This is a genomic window from Oligoflexus sp. (genome assembly GCF_035638955.1).
Classification (GTDB): Bacteria; Bdellovibrionota_B; Oligoflexia; order Oligoflexales; family Oligoflexaceae; genus Oligoflexus.
The window spans coordinates 62392-78306 of the sequence record NZ_DASQYZ010000276.1 but is presented as its reverse complement, the minus strand read 5'-3'; the positions used below and the strand labels follow the sequence as shown (position 1 = coordinate 78306).

At 53.8% G+C, this 15915-nt stretch carries 14 protein-coding genes; 8 read left to right on the top strand and 6 right to left on the bottom strand.

Going from position 1 to position 15915, the window contains the following annotated elements:
- Positions 1-200: 200 nt before the first annotated feature.
- From VE954_RS25340 to VE954_RS25330, 3 genes are all read left to right on the top strand, one after another.
- Entirely contained in the window at positions 201-1079 is an 879-nt protein-coding gene (locus tag VE954_RS25340; protein ID WP_324958104.1) for a TIGR02147 family protein, read from the top strand.
- Positions 1076-2191, top strand: coding sequence for a hypothetical protein (locus VE954_RS25335; RefSeq protein ID WP_324958102.1), 1116 nt, complete (start codon positions 1076-1078; stop codon positions 2189-2191). Before VE954_RS25340 ends, VE954_RS25335 begins: the two co-directional genes overlap by 4 nt.
- 327 nt (positions 2192-2518) lie before the next feature.
- A complete protein-coding gene (locus VE954_RS25330) occupies positions 2519-3304 on the top strand; it encodes a S1 family peptidase (RefSeq protein WP_324958100.1) in 786 nt (261 codons plus the stop codon).
- A gap of 133 nt (positions 3305-3437) precedes the next feature.
- Here VE954_RS25330 and VE954_RS25325 read toward each other — a convergent pair whose 3' ends face one another.
- A complete protein-coding gene (locus tag VE954_RS25325) occupies positions 3438-4193 on the bottom strand; it encodes a hypothetical protein (RefSeq protein ID WP_324958098.1) in 756 nt (251 codons plus the stop codon).
- Positions 4194-4345: 152 nt separating this feature from the next.
- Between VE954_RS25325 and VE954_RS25320 the strand changes: the two genes are divergently transcribed.
- Positions 4346-4900 carry a helix-turn-helix transcriptional regulator gene (locus VE954_RS25320; RefSeq protein ID WP_324958096.1) on the top strand — a complete coding sequence of 185 codons (555 nt, stop codon included), beginning with the start codon at positions 4346-4348 and terminating at the stop codon, positions 4898-4900.
- Between the two features lie 184 nt (positions 4901-5084).
- Here the strand turns inward: VE954_RS25320 and VE954_RS25315 are convergent, their stop codons facing one another.
- Complete coding sequence (locus tag VE954_RS25315) at positions 5085-6140, bottom strand: hypothetical protein (RefSeq protein ID WP_324958094.1); 1056 nt, start codon at positions 6138-6140, stop codon at positions 5085-5087.
- A 309-nt stretch (positions 6141-6449) separates the two neighbouring features.
- Positions 6450-7316, bottom strand: a complete 867-nt coding sequence (locus VE954_RS25310; RefSeq protein ID WP_324958092.1) for a hypothetical protein — start codon at positions 7314-7316, stop codon at positions 6450-6452.
- 149 nt (positions 7317-7465) lie between these two features.
- On the opposite strand from VE954_RS25310, the gene VE954_RS25305 reads away from it, so the two are divergent.
- The 4 genes from VE954_RS25305 (at position 7466) to VE954_RS25290 (ending at position 14013) form a co-directional block, all read left to right on the top strand.
- The gene (locus VE954_RS25305) at positions 7466-9298 is read left to right on the top strand and encodes a long-chain fatty acid--CoA ligase (RefSeq protein WP_324958090.1); all 1833 of its coding nucleotides are present in this window, start codon (positions 7466-7468) and stop codon (positions 9296-9298) included.
- Between the two features lie 8 nt (positions 9299-9306).
- Positions 9307-11394 carry a carbohydrate binding family 9 domain-containing protein gene (locus VE954_RS25300; RefSeq protein WP_324958088.1) on the top strand — a complete coding sequence of 696 codons (2088 nt, stop codon included), beginning with the start codon at positions 9307-9309 and terminating at the stop codon, positions 11392-11394.
- Between the two features lie 135 nt (positions 11395-11529).
- Positions 11530-12276: a hypothetical protein gene (locus tag VE954_RS25295; RefSeq protein WP_324958086.1), complete on the top strand. Its 747-nt coding sequence runs from the start codon at positions 11530-11532 to the stop codon at positions 12274-12276.
- Between the two features lie 27 nt (positions 12277-12303).
- Positions 12304-14013, top strand: a complete 1710-nt coding sequence (locus VE954_RS25290; protein WP_324958084.1) for a hypothetical protein — start codon at positions 12304-12306, stop codon at positions 14011-14013.
- Between the two features lie 3 nt (positions 14014-14016).
- Here VE954_RS25290 and VE954_RS25285 read toward each other — a convergent pair whose 3' ends face one another.
- From VE954_RS25285 to hemH, 3 genes are all read right to left on the bottom strand, one after another.
- The gene (locus VE954_RS25285) at positions 14017-14229 is read right to left on the bottom strand and encodes a hypothetical protein (protein ID WP_324958082.1); all 213 of its coding nucleotides are present in this window, start codon (positions 14227-14229) and stop codon (positions 14017-14019) included.
- 91 nt (positions 14230-14320) lie between these two features.
- Positions 14321-14578 (bottom strand): hypothetical protein, encoded by a 258-nt coding sequence (locus VE954_RS25280; RefSeq protein WP_324958080.1) that lies wholly within the window; start codon positions 14576-14578, stop codon positions 14321-14323.
- 278 nt (positions 14579-14856) lie between these two features.
- Positions 14857-15870, bottom strand: coding sequence for a ferrochelatase (gene hemH / locus VE954_RS25275; protein ID WP_324958078.1), 1014 nt, complete (start codon positions 15868-15870; stop codon positions 14857-14859).
- Positions 15871-15915 lie beyond the last annotated feature (45 nt).

Sequence of the window (15915 nt, the reverse complement as noted above, 5' to 3'; positions counted from 1 at the left end):
CGTTAAAGAGATCGGTTGCGGGAGTGCCCCTGACAGCTGTTAAGAACCTTGACAGTTCAGGGTTGGCGGGATTTGCAAAATCAGCCCCGCATTCTTCACCTTGCTGTGAATTAGGGAATGGGTCTGGGGGCTTATAATTTTCACTTGTTTGCAGAATGAGCCGGCCGATAAGATATTAAGAATCGAAAAGGATGGCGTTCATGAAGCAGATTCGGGTTCTGAAGAATGTCAGCAGCAAAATACCAGTCACCCGATTCCTTGACTACAAGGCCTATCTGGAAGCTGTGTACCAGGCCATGAAAATGGAAATGGACAGCTATTCCTATATGCAATTTGCGGAAGATCTCGGGTTTGCGCGCAGCAACGTCATGTACCTGATCGTCAAAGGCCAAAGGCCGCTCACCAATAAAACCGGTCGCAAGATCGCTGAGGCGTTGGAGTTAAAAGCAGGAGAACGCAAATACTGGGACGATCTGGTCGCGTACTTTGATAGTGATCTGGCGCCCGAACGCGAGGTCATGCTGCAGAATATGGTCAAGCAGAAAACCCGAACCATTGCCGATTCGGATGAGCTGATGGCCCAGCTTGAATACTTCACCGAATGGTATCATGTGGCCATCTATGAGTTCAGTTTCACGCCGCATTTCACCGACGATCCGCAGGAATTGGCCGCAGCTTTGATTCCGCGCATACGTTTGGATCAGGCGAAAAAATCGCTTGCCCTGCTGCAAAAACTCGGGCTCCTCGTCATGGATCCTGACACTAAAAAACTCAAACCAACCCAGGCGCGCGTGTCCACAGGTCACGAAATCATGTCGATGGCTTTGGTGCGTTATCATCAAAAAATCCTGGAACTGGCCAAGCAGGCTCTGATGACGATCAGCGTGGACGAACGGGAAATTAGCGCCACGTCCATGGCCATAGCTCCGGAGCGAATGCCTAAAATCAAAAAAGAGATCCGAAACTTTCGTAAAAAGATTATGGACCTCGCCGCGCAGGATCCCGAGCCCGAGCGGGTTTACCAACTCAGCCTGCAGCTGTTTCCCATGACGCGTAAGCAAAGGACGGAATCAACATGAAAAGGCCGACTGCGTTTCCTTTCTCGATCCTTTTTTTGGGTCTTTTTCTCTTGCATCCCGGCTGCGGCACGGATGTGGGGAACTCTGGCAAACCCGTGACCAGCGAAACGAGCGAGCTCGCTTTGGTTGCGGGTATGCAGCATGATGAAGTGATCAGCTCGGTGAACGATGGCAGCGATAGCGAGGCATCGGCTTTGGCGCTGATTGGCTCGGCAAACGAGAGCAGTGCTCATGAGACCTCGCCAGCTTTGGACCTGATCAGCATGGCGAACGATAGGAACGGTCCCGGGGTCTCGCCGACTTGGGCAGCCGGAACGCGTCAAGACCTGACTGACGTGGAAATCCTATGCACGCCACAGACCGATGGCAGTCTTGATGTGCGCACCACTCGCAGTGTCGCCCTGGAAACGGAATACGGTCGGCCGTCCAAACGCAAGGTGCAGAAGGATTCCTTGGCCACGATCCTTGATATGAACTACGCCGTGCCCGCGACCCTGGGTGTGCTGGTCTGTAACAACAATCGTCCTGTGCTTAGCTGGGCCCAACTGGCGGAACTGAAAACCGTGGCGAAACTGGAGAAGAGCCGCAAGCGTTCGGTGGTGCTGAAGGCGGATGGCAGTGCCGTCAGCGAATCGGAGCTCACCGTGGCGAGCGAACGGACAGTGCAATTTGCCAAGGTTTCTGGATCATCGCCTTTGGAAAGCCTCATCGTACGGCGCACTTCAACCTTGAATAGCACCGTGTCCCTGCTCCGGAAGAATACCGATACGCCGATCACTCGATCCGTGACGACGCTGGCCAACGAACCCCTGGTGCTGGAAAAAACCCGAACCCGCGGCGCGGGCCTGACGCGTGTGGAAATTGTATCAGGCGCCGTGGTATCGACCCATCAGGATGCGAGAACGGTGATCCTGCGATACAAAAATCTGGTCTTGAGCACAGGTGGCAGCTGCCACCCCAGTTCAGGCAGTATCGAAGGTCAGATCCTGGAGAGCAGCGGCGACACCGAAGCGAAAAGCGCCTTTACGGTAGTCTTCGATGGCGACGGTGCAACCCTTATACAGGCGGATGGTTCCGAAGAGGAGATTGAGCTGGAAAGCTGCCAATTCTAAAAGGGCGAGTCGGGGCCCGAGCGGCCCTTTATCTTTTGTTATCGCTAGCGATGATGCCATTTCCCTCCCTCAGGGTATTTGAGCATTTTTGAACCCCGGATTTTTGGATTCTTACGATTTTTCTTAGCCCTTCTTCATTATTTTGCCCAATCGCACACGCCATCTCACTTTCGAGCCCATCGATAAGGGTCATTTTGGGGCCTAAAAAGGCTCAAAATGTCGTCCATTCATTTTTTTTGACTGCCCATTTGCCCTTGGCCTGGCTAGTCAGTCAACAGAGATGCTTGGTTTTTGATAAATTTCCAAACTCACAAAAGGTAGGCGTGCATGAAAAGAATGGCAGGATTCAACAAGGCAGTAGCACTGGTTCCCTGTTCCGTATTGCTGGCGATGGCTGCTGGTTGCGGCTCCACAACCGAGAGCAACAGCGAGCAGAAAGTTTACGGCGGCACCCGCGTGCCAACTGGCGGTTGGAAGAACGTCGTCGCTATCACGCAAAAAAGCGGCGGAATGTACTGTTCAGGTACAGCTATTGCTCCTACTGTTGTGATCACTGCCGCTCACTGCGCGAAAGGCTTCAAGGCAGCCAACGTCGCTGTTTATGTCGGTGACGGCAAAGAAGGAGGCCGTGTGTCGGGTCAATACCAGGCAAAGACCATCAAGTATTCTCCAAAATATTCGACGACCAACGATATCGCCTATATCACGCTGACACAGGCGCTCGATCTGCCTGAAGAAGCTTATATTCCCGTGTTGACCGCTGAAGAAGAAAAAGAAGAACTGCTTGGCATCGGCGGCGTGGGCCATATCGTCGGTTTCGGTAACCGTGACGATGGCGGCTTCGGCGTGAAGTTTGAAGTGGACGGCAAAATCACCAAGCTGACCAGCAATGAAATCAGCATCGGTGGCAGCGGCAAGGATTCCTGCCAAGGCGATAGCGGCGGTCCTGTGTTCGGCAAGCTCGAAAACGGTGAGTGGCGCGTTTACGGCGTGACTTCACGCGGCGGCGCCTGCGGTACCGGCGGTATCTACGGCCTGATGCACGCGAACATCTGCTGGGTTCAGGAAGATTCCGGTGTTGACCTCGGCCTGCCCAAAGGCACCTGCGACTAATTCTTTACGCTGACGATTACAATACAACCCGCCATGGCTCAGGCCTTCGGCGGGTTCTTTTTTTAAAATGCAAATGGCCTCTGAATTCTAGATTCAGAGGCCTCTTGCTTGGGACGGATACCAATTACGAGGTTCAAGGGACATGCTTGACAGCAACGTCTTTGAAGACGGCGTTGCTGCTATCCGTTTTTGTTGTGCCCGCGGGGCTGACGCTAAAGGGAACCACCAAATATTCATAGCCATTGGTGGCATCAATCGCCTGCGCGGGATCACCTGGCGTTTTTCCAGCATCCAGGGTCGGTGTATTGGCCTCGGTGAATTCCAGCCATAATTTATAATTACCTGTCAGCATGGTAGCACCGGCTTTATCCTTCAGATCCCAGGTCGCGGTGACCGGAATTCCCGCGGCTGGCGTGACCTGAGTGGCTCCTGTCGTGGCATCCAGGGTTCGATTGGTAAAGACCTGCCAGCGTTTCAAATGCACCGACCTCTGGCCGGCCAAGGCATGAATGGTTTTCAGGTATTTATTATTCGCATCTGTAATCCAGAGGCTTCGAATATGCCCGCGATTGCGGTAAGGCCCTGCCGGAGTTGGTGGAATGATATTCACATTCACAGCCACGCTCCCCGTGGCGGGAACAGCATTGGCCGGAGGGGTATTCGCGCCTGGGGCCGCTGGGGTAGAATTATCAGATGAGGCGGCATCATCAGCCTTCGCTCCGTTATCCAGGACCTCTGAGCTGGCATCAGCAGGAACGGAACTGGGGGCTTCGGCACTGGTATCGGTACGGGTCACACCAGGCTTTTGGACCTGATAAGGGCGAAGGACCGACTGTGAACATCCGATGAGCAGAACGGATAGACCAAACAGTGGAAGCCAGGCTCTCATGATATTTCCTTCCCAGGGTCAAAGTAACGGCAACCGATATGGGTTGTTCTATCGGCCCGAGGCTTCCAAATCTAAATAGGACTTAAGTCGTAAAAAGCGGAATTTAAAGGCTTTTTCTGTACCTAGGTCTTTAGTCCTAGAGAGGGCAACGGATGTTCGCAGACAATCATACCAAGCGGCAGAACTGGATTTTGACCGAACTGCTGATGATTATTATCGCCTTGCTGATATTCGATGTCTGGCACGACCTGAACCACGGTGTGTCGGCCACCCATCTCTATTTGGAATTTATTTGCGGCTTTATGGGCCTAGCGGCAATTTTCATCATCTGGCATCAGCGGATCGTGCCTTTGGAAGGGGCCCTGCGGACAACCGAGGGCAAAAGGCTGGCATTGGAGCAGCAGCTGGACGAGTTTCGCCGGTCGATTGCCCCCTTTGCAGCCAATATTAGACACGAAGTGGTGCGACAATTTTCCGTTTGGAATTTGACGGCGGCGGAAAAGGAAACGGCGTTTCTTCTTTTAAAAGGCTTGAGCCTTAAGGATATTGCGGTCGTACGCAATGTCAGCGAGAAAACGGTGAAACAGCATAATCTCACGATTTATCAAAAGTCGGGGCTGGCCGGACGAGCCGAGCTGTCGGCGTTTTTCCTGCAGGACCTGCTCACGATACCGGAGACTGATGGTTCGACGAAATCAGTAAGCTGAGTGGGCAAGGGATGCGACGGTTCGACGAAATCAGTAAGGTGAGTGTCATGCGACGGCTCAACGAAGCCGGATGCAGCACGAAGGATCGAAAATGCCGGGTGCCGAGGTACGGCGGGAAACAGTTAGCAGAAATGAAAGAAGGCCCCCTCATTGGCAGGGGGCCTCTTTTTTTAGATGACGGTAATCAGGTTGCTGCTTTAGGAGCAGCGGCGGCAGCGGCGGCAGCAGCAGCTGCAGCAGCTTGTTGTTTCGCAGCCGCAGCAGCAGCATTGGCAGCAGCAGCGTCAGCCTTCGCCTTGTCGGCATCAGCGCGAGCTTTGGCAGCATCGGCCTTGGCTTTTTGCACTTCGGCTTCCAGGGACTTGTTCTTGGTTTCGAGCTGCTGATACTTCAGCTGCAGCGCAGTGAGTTCAGCCTGCAAAGCCGAGGCGCTGGCTTGAGCGGCACCCAGATCAATCTTGGTCTTGCCAAGATCTTCCTGAGTTTTGGTGTAAATATCCTTCAGCTCGTCATAACGCCCTTGCAGAGTCGCAAGGCTGGCTTCCAACGCTTTGATGCGGGTGTTGGCAGCGTCCAGGTTCTTCTGCAGTTCGGCGTTCTTATCCTGCATCACGGTCGCCTGAGCCTGCAACTTGCGGTTGGCTTCCTGCTGCGCCGACAGATCGGCTGTCATGCGAGCGTTGGCCGTTTCCATTTGGCTCAATTTCGTGATCTGAGCATCATAAGCCGCGCGAGCGGTTTTGATGTCTTCAGCCATCCTGCGAGCGGTGGCGGTCTCACTGCTTTTCGCTGTGGCCAGATCCTGGCGTAATTTAGCGATCTGCGAGTCCTGACCCTTGGCTTTGGTTTCCAAAGCGGTGATCTTGTCCTGGGTCAGCTTCTGCTGATCGGCGGTCGGTGCATTGTTCAGCTGCACCTGCAGCTTCGCCAGCTCAGCTTTATACTCGGCCAAAGTCTGGGTCTGGGCATCAAGCTGGGTTTTGTAGGCGGTTTCCACCTGGGTTCCGGACTTGTTCAATTCGTCGATACGCTGCTGCAACTGACTTACTTTTTCGTTGTTCGTTTCAAGATCGGTTGAGATCTCGGAACGCTCATCACTCAGACGCTCAACTTCCTGAGCCAGCTTTTCATTACTGGCGACAGCCTTCTCGAATTCGGCGGTCGACATCTGCTGGTCTTTGCTCGAGCCACATGCAGTGATCAGAACCATGGACAATAGGATATTCAAACTAGATTTCATAACGGCCCCTATACAAGTACTGCTCATTGGGAAAGGTTGTGAGCACGCTTATGCAAGGGCCGGGCCCAATGCTGTTTTCCCTGCAATTCAAACAACATAATGGCTCAAAAACCCCAAAATCATGCGTTTGAGTGACGCCGTCCTTGGAGATTTATGGTACGAAAATATTACTCAGAGGTATCTTTGCAAAACATTTTCTGCAGTTTAAGCCCAAACTGTAAAATGAAAATGTACCGTCAAAATTTTATTCGGTGGCCATCGTTGTGGTAATCGTAATCAGACGTTGAGGGAGAACCGTGGTGATCGTGATCAGAAGTCGAAGGAGAACTGCAGACCCTGGATGGCGAGCAAGGGATTCAGAATTTCCAAACGAAATTGCGTGCGATCCTGCTGCATCGCCAGGAGAGTGTAACGAGGTTGCAAGAGATCGGTGACCCGCGTCGACGATGGTGGCCGGAAGCCTGCTTCCAACACGCTTCCACCATAAGCCGCTGCCGCCAGAGCGAGCGAGAGCTGCGCAAGCTGGCGTGATTTTTTCGCGAACGCTTGATTTTCATCGACGAAATCCAGAAACACCGGATTGATATCATCGCCCGATTGAAAAGCCTTCTGCCTCACGGCCTGAATGGTTTGATCGGTTTCATCCGCTTCCACGGACTTTGCGTAGGCGAAATAGACCCCTAAAGCCTGGATTCCGCCAAGGGTCAGGCCAAGGACATACTTTTCCTGCACCAGCTGATTGACCCCAAACGGCAGATAGGTTTCCAAACGATCAAAGGCCAGTGGCGTCTTCTCGACCTTGGTGGCGACGGCGCGTGTGTCACGCCCATCACGCACATCCGCAAAGAACCTCTGGGCGCGCCGGCTGCGAACGACATCGGGCAAACCCAAATCCGGATCTTCATCGAGGGCTTTTTTGAAAAGAACCTTGGCCTTCCGCTCACGGTCCAGCTCCAGCACGGCCGCAGCCGCCAGAATCAAAGCTTTGGCGCGCCGTGTCCCCTTTTTTTCCCGGGCGAGACTCATGGCCTTTTTATAAGAGCGGGAATAATCCTGATGATCATAGGCATCCAGGGCCTGCTGATAGCTGGCCGCGAGGGCGCGACCTGTCGCCGGCCCGAGCAGGACCCAACCTGCCAGCATAAGTAATATCAATCTCTTGCAGACTAAATCCACGTGTTTCAGGCTCCTCGATCTCGCGTATTCCCTAGTGTTGCAAGGGTAATGCCGAAGGCAAGTCCGGGAAATTTATGGCCCCAGGGATGCCAACCCCAGGCCTTTGGCCTATAATGGATCTACGCCGAACCAGCAAAATAGGATCCCGCATGCAAAATTTTCAGTCGCTCGTCGAGATGCAGAAGGAATCATGTAAAAATTTTGCGGAACGTCCCATGTATGGGACCAAGATCAAAGGGGAATGGCGCTGGATTCATTTCAAAGAGTTTGAAGAATACGTGGAACAAATCCGTGGCGGTTTGAAACACCTTGGTTTTGAAGAAGGCGGAACCATTGCCATCATTTCCCGCAACTGCGTGGAATGGGTGGTCGCCGCCTATGCAGCCTATGGCTTGCGCGGCAAGGTTGTGGCGATGTACGAAACCCAGACGAGCACGGAGTGGGAATATATCCTGGCCGATTCCAAAGCCTCAGTCGTATTTGCTCACAACTCGGTGATCCATGATGTGATCGAACGCATCAGCCTCAAGCTGCCGCACATCCAGCATGTGGTCAACATTCACGAAAATGAAACCGAGCATCTCTGCTTCAATAAGTTGCTCGCGCTCGGCAAAAAGAATCCCACGCCTGTGATTCCAGCCAAACTTGATGACATCATGAGCATCATCTATACCTCGGGTACCACCGATAAACCCAAAGGCGTTTTGCTGAGCCATGGCAATATCCTGAGTCAGATCGTAGCAGTCAAGCAACGCTATGACTTCAACGCTGAAGACCGCACGCTCTCGTTTCTACCCTGGGCTCATATCTTCGGCCAGACCGGTGAGGTTCACGTTCTGATTGCCATGGGCTTCTCCAGCGCTTTTTCCGAGAGCGTCAGCAAGATTCTCGACAATCTGGGCGAGATCAAGCCCACCATGATGATGTCCGTCCCCCGCATTTTCAACCGCATCTATGAAAGCGTGACGAATAAAATTCATCGCGGTCCAGCTGTTATTCGTTGGATCTTCAAGAACGGTATGATCGGGGCTCAGAATCGACGTGAGGGCCTGCCCAGTTCCATCATTCAAAATTTTGCCTATCGAGTGGCGGATAAGCTGATCTTCCGCAAGATTCGCGCTGCCTTTGGCGGCCGCCTGCGGTATGCGATCAGCGGCGGCGCTGCCCTTCAGGTTGAGGTGGCCTCTTTTATCGCCAATCTCGGTATCACCGTCTATGAAGGCTACGGCCTCAGTGAAACCAGCCCCCTGGTCTCGGGCAATTATCCGGGCAACATCAAAATCGGCACGATCGGCAAGGTCCTGCACAACGTCCAGGTGAAGATCGATACCAGTGTCGGTGATTCGGAAATTCCAGGCGCTGGTGAAATCATCGTGTACGGTCCCAATGTCATGAAAGGTTATCATAACCTCCCTCAGGAAACGGCCCGCGTGATGACCGCAGACGGCGGTTTCCGCACGGGTGACCTCGGCTTTTTCAACAGCGAGGGATTCCTGACCATCTGCGGCCGGGTGAAGGAACAGTTCAAGCTGCAGAACGGCAAATACGTTGTTCCTACGGTGATCGAAGACCTTTTGAACCTGAGCACCTATGTCGCCAATTCCTTGATCTACGGCGATAATCGCGACTACACCGTGGCCGTGATCAATGTGAATCTCGATGAGGTCATTCATTACGCCAAATCACGCGGTCTTTATAACCAGACCCATGACGTGATCCCCAAAGAGGATGTGGAAAATTTGCTGAATATGGAACCCATCCAGACTCTGTTTCAAAAGATCATCAAGGATCAATGCGCCAGCATTCGTGGTTTCGAAGCACCCCGCAAATTCCTGCTGACGGCTGATGAATGGAGTGCCAACACCGGGTTTTTGACTCAAACGTTTAAACTGCGTCGCATGCCGATTATCAGCAACTACGCTGACCAGATCGACCTGCTCTATCATGAGAGCCGCAGCTTCCTGGAAGCGGCCAATAGCTGAGCGTTTCCATGCATGAAACCCTTTTAGTTCTGGCTCTGCAGGCCATTCGGTGGCCTGCCGATACCGCCCCGGTGATCGATGGCCGCCTGGACGAACCCTTCTGGCAAACGATCGCGCCAGCGGAGCAAATTTATCAGGTGCTTCCCGAGGCCGGTCTCCCGGCTTCGTTTCGCACGACGGTACGATTCGCCCTTGATACGGATAATTTTTACATAGGGGCCTCACTCGAGGATCCTTCAGGCTCCGAGCGCCAATCGAATGTCAGTCGACGCGATCATATCCCGGATACCGACGACACTCTCACCATCATCCTGGATCCCTTGGGTACTCGTGTCTTCGGACAGCTCTTTCAGGTCAATCCGGATTGCGCGACGAGCGATGGTCTTTACATGGAAGCCAGCCTCAGTACGGATCTTTCCACGGATTTCCATTATACGGTGGCATGCCATCAGTCTGATCGCGGCTGGACTGTGGAATTCAAGATTCCTTTGCAGGAGCTGCGCTTTGCTCAAGGCAATACGCAGCCATGGAATGTGCTGGTGCAAAGGAGCCTGGTGCGGGATCAAAGACGCACTGTGGCCAACGCTCCCCTGCCCCGTGATCCTCTTTGTTTATTGTGCCTCGCGCCCTCCCTGGACAGCCCGGCTGCGCTGCCTGAACCGAATTTTCTGCGGCTGACGCCCTATGCCCTCTTTCGCCGAACGGATAGAGCGCGAGCCACTCATGGGTTGGATATCAAATATCGCGTCAGCTCCGAGGCGATCATGGACGCCACGGTCAACCCTGATTTTTCCCAGATGAATCTGGACGAACCGCAGCTTTCGGCGAATACCCTCTTTGCGGTGTCGTCACCAGAAAACCGGCCTTTTTTTCTGGAAGGTGCCGATATCCTCGAATCCCCCTTGAAGGTGGTGGCCACCCGTTCGATCACGCAACCCAGCTGGGGCTTGAAATACACGCGGCGCTCTCAAACTCATGACACGATGATCCTGAGCGGTGATGACCGCAGCGACAACCGTATTCTGCTGCCAGGGGCTTATGGGTCACGCTATCACAGCTTGCGCGCGCAACAGAAATATCTGATTGGCAGCTCGCACTGGAAAGGCGAAGGCTATCATCTGGGTATGACGCTGACTCATAGGTCGTATGAGGACCTTGGCTCCAATCAAACGCTCGGGCTCGCTGCGATGCATTATCTCAGCCCCGAGGATTCCTTGCGTTGGCAATCCATTCTCAGCGTTTCCCACGATCGCTGGGCGGATGACAACGAGACGCAAGGTGATGCCCATTATGTTTTATTGCAGCATAAAGGTGCGATTTGGCAAAGCAGCCTGGAACTCAAATCCTTCAGCCGGGACTTCCGTTCTGACCTGGGTTTCAATCCTCGCAATAACTATCGGCTCGGCATTGTCACCAACTCCTTGCATCAGCAGTTCGGCGAAAAGCATGTGGCCTGGTATCTGCGGCTCAGCCGCAAGACCGAGCTTGCGCCGCGACCCATTCAAAGTCAATCCGTCCCGGGGGTCACGCTCAGCGGCTTTTGGGGAACCGAGATCACGCTCGAGACCCGACCGGCGACCTGGGAACGCATTCGCGCTGATGGGGTTTTGCACCGCTACCAACAACACTATGCGAGCCTGGGTCTCTATCCCGGATCGATGCTGACCTGGCTGCAATGTGATCTGACCTGGGGCGAACGCCTCGATGTGACGGATAATCGTGTGCGGCCCGGTCGTGTGGAAGGTTGTGCCGCAAGGCTTGCGATTGGTAAAAAATTGGAATGGAATGCCAGCTGGAGTCAGGAGCTTCTGCTCCAGGAGCCAGGTCTGGGCACGGCCGCGCCTATTCTCACCAATCGCGTCCTCCGCCATCTCATGGTGCTGCCCTTTGATGCCCATTGGTCCTTGCGATACATTCGGCAGGAGGAACGCGCGCAACGTCTAGGCGCACCTGAATCACGGGCCACCACGGATTCGTGGAATCTGAGTTTTGAGAATCCACAATTCCTCTCTTTGCATACCGGAGCGACGCAAGCGCGTGAATCGTCCGAACTAGTTCAAGACTACTACGTGAAACTCTCCGCTCCCATCCGCTGAAACCCAGAAAGTGACCGTCTTCCAGACAATTCTCTGACCTTTGACAAAGACACCCGAATTCTTACCGCCTCTTACCTGTGGTCCCAATTTTGCAAAACGAGGGCAATCGAACCCTTGTGAAAAGTTGGAGCTGTCATGAAACAGCGTCGCCTCCAGTTGCCGATCTCTGTGTTGCTGATTGTGGCCATTGCCATCATCGTATGGAAATGCCCGCGGCCGACGCGCATGGCCGCCGTTGAGCCCCGGCCAGCAGCCGTGACTCTTCCCATTGAAACCGAAACGGTGACCCTGACACCGGAACCACCGCGTGTCACGCCCCAAGCTGAACCCGCGGAGCCCGTGAGTGAAGACGTCGAAAGCATCGCCGACATCGTTGAGCATGTCGATCCCATGAAAATGAGCGACATCAACCGTGCTGTACAAAAACTGCGGAGTTTGCCACCCGAGCCGGTCGCAGCTTATTTCGTGCAGAATTTAAAAGACATCGGAACGAGCCGCTCTGCCGACCGGGATCGCCTCATCATGGTGGCCAATAGTCTGCAGTCACCCGCGGCTTTACCGTTATGGGTGGATCTCGCGAAACGGCAAACACCGCGCTATCCGGACGAAGAAAAGTTACGAAATCCGCCGCATCCGACGCTGGAATCACGCTTCGTTGATATGGAGCAGCTTCAGGCCATTCGCAATATCGGCCTGATCGCACGCGAGGATCGTGCAGCCCGGCGCGTTCTTATGGAAATTATCCTGACCCCGGATCAGACGGCTCATCGCACGCTGCACCGGGAACAGGCTTATATCGCTTTAAAAGAATCAGATCTCGCTGCGTCGCTGCGGGTTCTTAAGCAGCTGGCAGTGGAAGATGATCTCTTGAAGAGACTGTAAATGAAGGGCAAGCTTTGGAGTATAAGCATGAAAACGACATTAATCGGCACGGTACTGGTCTTGAGTTGTGGCCTGTTGGCCTGCCAACAGCAATCGATCGTGAGCCGGCGCCAAGGCCCACGGGAAGCCTCAACCATCGTCCTGAATCAAGGACTCAGCATGCAGATCGGGGCTAATAAACTCGATGCTTACGATTACACGTTTGGTTCGCAGGCTCTCCGGATCCAAAAATTCGAAGACAAAGGATCCAGCACTCTGGACAGTACGCGCCAGGTTTTTGTGGCTTCGGGCGCGAGCGTGGCGGCTGACATCAAATCGGCCTTGAATGGACTTTGTCAAAATATAGGCCTCAGCACCTCGGCTGAAACCTTTCAGGAGGCGACCAGCCTGCCCGCCGATGGACTGGTCTATGTGCACTGGCGCTCGCATTATTCCCTGGCCCAAAAGCAAAATCTTTCCGTGGCGCTGGAACAATTAAAAGTGCCCGTTCGCTGTCTTTTGAAAATCCAGATTGGCTCCGCAGCGGATCAACAGTTTGCCATGCTTGCCTTTGATCCCATTCCCGTCGAACAGCAAAAAGTAGCGGGGACCGCGAAAATTATTGAAGCTGTGGAAGAAGGCCTGATGCTGATTGACGAGTCACCCGCCGTGGCCATGAGTCAAGGTCAGCTGTGGCCTGTGGAAACGGCTGTCGACATTAAACCGATGATACCTGCGTTGCATAGCACGGACTTTCAGGTCCAACTGAGCAACAGTTCGGGCGCCACTTGCCGCTACCATACGTTGGCTGGCAAAAACAAAGTAGGCAATCCTACCGGTCTTCGCAGTTATCAGTATAGCCTGACGAGCGCGAAGTCTTACAATGTCAGCGGCGTGCGGCCGCAAAGTGTAGCTGGGCGTAGCCTGCCAGCCTGCGAAAAGGTCAAGACCCAGGTGGTCGAGCGTAATATTCAGGCTGACGTGGCCTGCGGCGATTATCGAAGCATTCAGGACGAGGGCCTGGAAGCCGGCTGCCAATGGTCGGTGGAAGTGGTCAATCCCAATGATACCGATAATGCTCTTGGTTATAATATTGGGATGGAAAAAATAGCCTTTGAAACGGTGGACGTTGGCAATATCAGCGGTGCCGCCAGTGTTATTCCCGAGGCCCCGATCAACCCCGTGCGTTCGAAAAGCACGATATTTACCGGCTTTAGTGCGCCGCAGCTCAGCTCCATGGAACAGTCTTTTGATTTCTGGATCGCCGTGAGCCCGAAATCGTACGCCACGCACTTTGATAAATATGTGACGCGCGTTAGCTATCTGGGTTTGACCGGGCCTGACTGCAGCCAACCTGGAGTTTTAGCCTTCGTGACGAGCCTGACCTCAACCGAGATGTTTTGGTGTGAAGCCGCCGGCATGAGCGCCACAGCCATATCGAATCAAAATTCGCCGCTGCAGATTCTGCTCATCAGCGTCACGGCCTTCCATGAAAACCTGCACACCCGCGGGCGTGCGCATGACTTCAATGCCGCGCAGTATCAACCGTGCCTGGGCACAGCGGAATCCGCTCTGCTGTCGTTCGACGCGCTCAAGACCTGTACCGATGATTATTGCCTGGCGTTCAAAGACTTCGCGTTGCAGGAATATCGGGCGGAACTCGATTATAGTCTGCAAGGTGATGCCCGGCGTTTTCAGGGCCAATGCCAAATCTGGAACACCGGTTTGGGTTTGAAGCCGACCGACTTCCGGACTTAATAATTAGCTTTGGACAAAGCTGGGGAACAGGATCATCACCAAAGCCAACAGGGCAAAGGCGAGCGCGGGAAAGAAGAGCATTTCCCCGATGCGCAGAACCCGCAGGAAAGGTGTCCCGGCAAACGCTGTGAAGCGAAACTGCGTGAGCACAGGTTCACGACCCGGTGACGTCAGAGTAAAGTTGCGAACGGATCCGCTCGTAAAATGCAGTTCCATATTCTGTTGCCAGGCGGTACCTGTACCCTTGGCTTTAATCTTGAGCGTCTTTTGCAGCTGATCCTGAGCCTCGGGATCCGTGATATGAAGTTCAAGCTTCGAGCCCTGGCGAGGCCTTCGATCCCACTGTAAAGTCCAGGGTTACAGGCACATCGCCCTCCACTCCGGCAGGAAGGACGAATCGACCGCTGCTTTTTTTTGCACCGGTTACCTCACCTTCTGCCAGGATCTGGGGCGCACGACGGGGAATAAATGAAGCGGCCGTCACGCTCAGAAGGAGCAACGGTAGGCTGTAAGCAAGCAATCTAAGGCCCCGATATCTTAGCTTCTTCTGCCAACTCGTGACCACGCCAACCTCATCAGACCAACTGTGTCATTTTATACAAGTCGCATTTTTCCAAGGTGAAAATCCAATTTCTTGCAATAAATGCGAGCCTCCGTCGTCTATCCAATGAGCGAGTCGAAAGGCTCGGAAGCGTGATAAAGAGGGCGACCTACCGGTGGCTTTGGGTTTTCCCGGCCACCTGTTCCCCATACAACCAGGACGATGTTCTGGCCCCAGTCTTGAGAAAACTTACCTACTTCCCCTTCCCCATATCCTACTATCGCCCTAACCTTTTCCCGCGCTCAACGGACCATGTCGGCTACCGTCCGACACCATATCTCTTCGCCGTTGAGCGATGGAATGAGCTCCAGTTTTTCACCGCCGAGTTGCTTCCAATCTTCCACACCGCGCATACCGATTTCTTCCAAAGTTTCGAGGCAATCCGCGATGAAGGCTGGGCACATGACAGCCAAGCGTTTCACACCCTTTTTCCGTAGTTCGCCAAACACCTCGTCGGTATAGGGCTTGATCCAGGGATCACGGCCGAGTCGTGATTGAAAGGACGTGCTGTAGCTACCTTCCTTGAGTTCCATGGCTTTCACCAAAGCCCGCGTCGTGGCATAACACTGGGCACGGTAACAGAGGCGATTATCCGGTCGAACGGACGCGCAGCATTCGCTATTGAACTGACAGGTTTCCGGTTTACGGACCGATTTGGTCATCTGTTTTTCAGGAAGGCCATGATAGCTGAAAAGCACGTGATCCGGCTGCATTTTCTGAATTCGCGGATTGGCCACAGCAGCAAACGAGGCTATAAATCCCGGATGATCATAGAAATCCGGCAAGACCTTCAGCGGGGGGAAGGCAAAATCCCGACACAGGGTTTCCATCACCACTTCCACGGATGAGGCCACCGAGGCTGCCGCATACTGGGGGTAAAGAGGCAGCACGCGCAGTTCCTCGATATCAGCTTCATGCAGAATCTTCAGCTGACTGGGAATACTGGGCTCGCCATAGCGCATGGCTGTGCGCACCACATAACGATCACCCAGAAGGGCCTGCACCTTATTCTGCAGCTCGATCCCATAATTCACTAAAGGCGAACCGGCACTGGTCCAGATCTTTTGATAGGCATGGGCCGATTTAGGTGACCGAAACGGGGCGATAATACCGTTGACCAGGACGTAGCGCGCCGGCGCTGAAATATCGATCACACGCCGATCAATCAAAAATTCACGCAAATAGCGGCTCACGGCCCCGGGTGTGGGATCCGCGGGACTACCGAGATTGATAAGAAGACATCCGATCCTGCTCATGAATACCTCGTTTGGGAAAGGCGCACCGATACTTTGATATGCCAG

Excerpts from the sequence above, each read along its gene's own strand:
- VE954_RS25330 (WP_324958100.1), top strand. The coding sequence starts at position 2,519 with ATGAAAAGAATGGCAGGATTCAACAAGGCAGTAGCACTGGTTCCCTGT.
- VE954_RS25300 (WP_324958088.1), top strand. The coding sequence starts at position 9,307 with ATGCATGAAACCCTTTTAGTTCTGGCTCTGCAGGCCATTCGGTGGCCT.
- VE954_RS25335 (WP_324958102.1), top strand. The coding sequence starts at position 1,076 with ATGAAAAGGCCGACTGCGTTTCCTTTCTCGATCCTTTTTTTGGGTCTT.
- VE954_RS25305 (WP_324958090.1), top strand. The coding sequence starts at position 7,466 with ATGCAAAATTTTCAGTCGCTCGTCGAGATGCAGAAGGAATCATGTAAA.
- hemH (WP_324958078.1), bottom strand. The coding sequence starts at position 15,870 with ATGAGCAGGATCGGATGTCTTCTTATCAATCTCGGTAGTCCCGCGGAT.
- VE954_RS25285 (WP_324958082.1), bottom strand. The coding sequence starts at position 14,229 with ATGGAACTGCATTTTACGAGCGGATCCGTTCGCAACTTTACTCTGACG.
- VE954_RS25320 (WP_324958096.1), top strand. The coding sequence starts at position 4,346 with ATGTTCGCAGACAATCATACCAAGCGGCAGAACTGGATTTTGACCGAA.
- VE954_RS25295 (WP_324958086.1), top strand. The coding sequence starts at position 11,530 with ATGAAACAGCGTCGCCTCCAGTTGCCGATCTCTGTGTTGCTGATTGTG.
- VE954_RS25340 (WP_324958104.1), top strand. The coding sequence starts at position 201 with ATGAAGCAGATTCGGGTTCTGAAGAATGTCAGCAGCAAAATACCAGTC.
- VE954_RS25325 (WP_324958098.1), bottom strand. The coding sequence starts at position 4,193 with ATGAGAGCCTGGCTTCCACTGTTTGGTCTATCCGTTCTGCTCATCGGA.
- VE954_RS25290 (WP_324958084.1), top strand. The coding sequence starts at position 12,304 with ATGAAAACGACATTAATCGGCACGGTACTGGTCTTGAGTTGTGGCCTG.
- VE954_RS25315 (WP_324958094.1), bottom strand. The coding sequence starts at position 6,140 with ATGAAATCTAGTTTGAATATCCTATTGTCCATGGTTCTGATCACTGCA.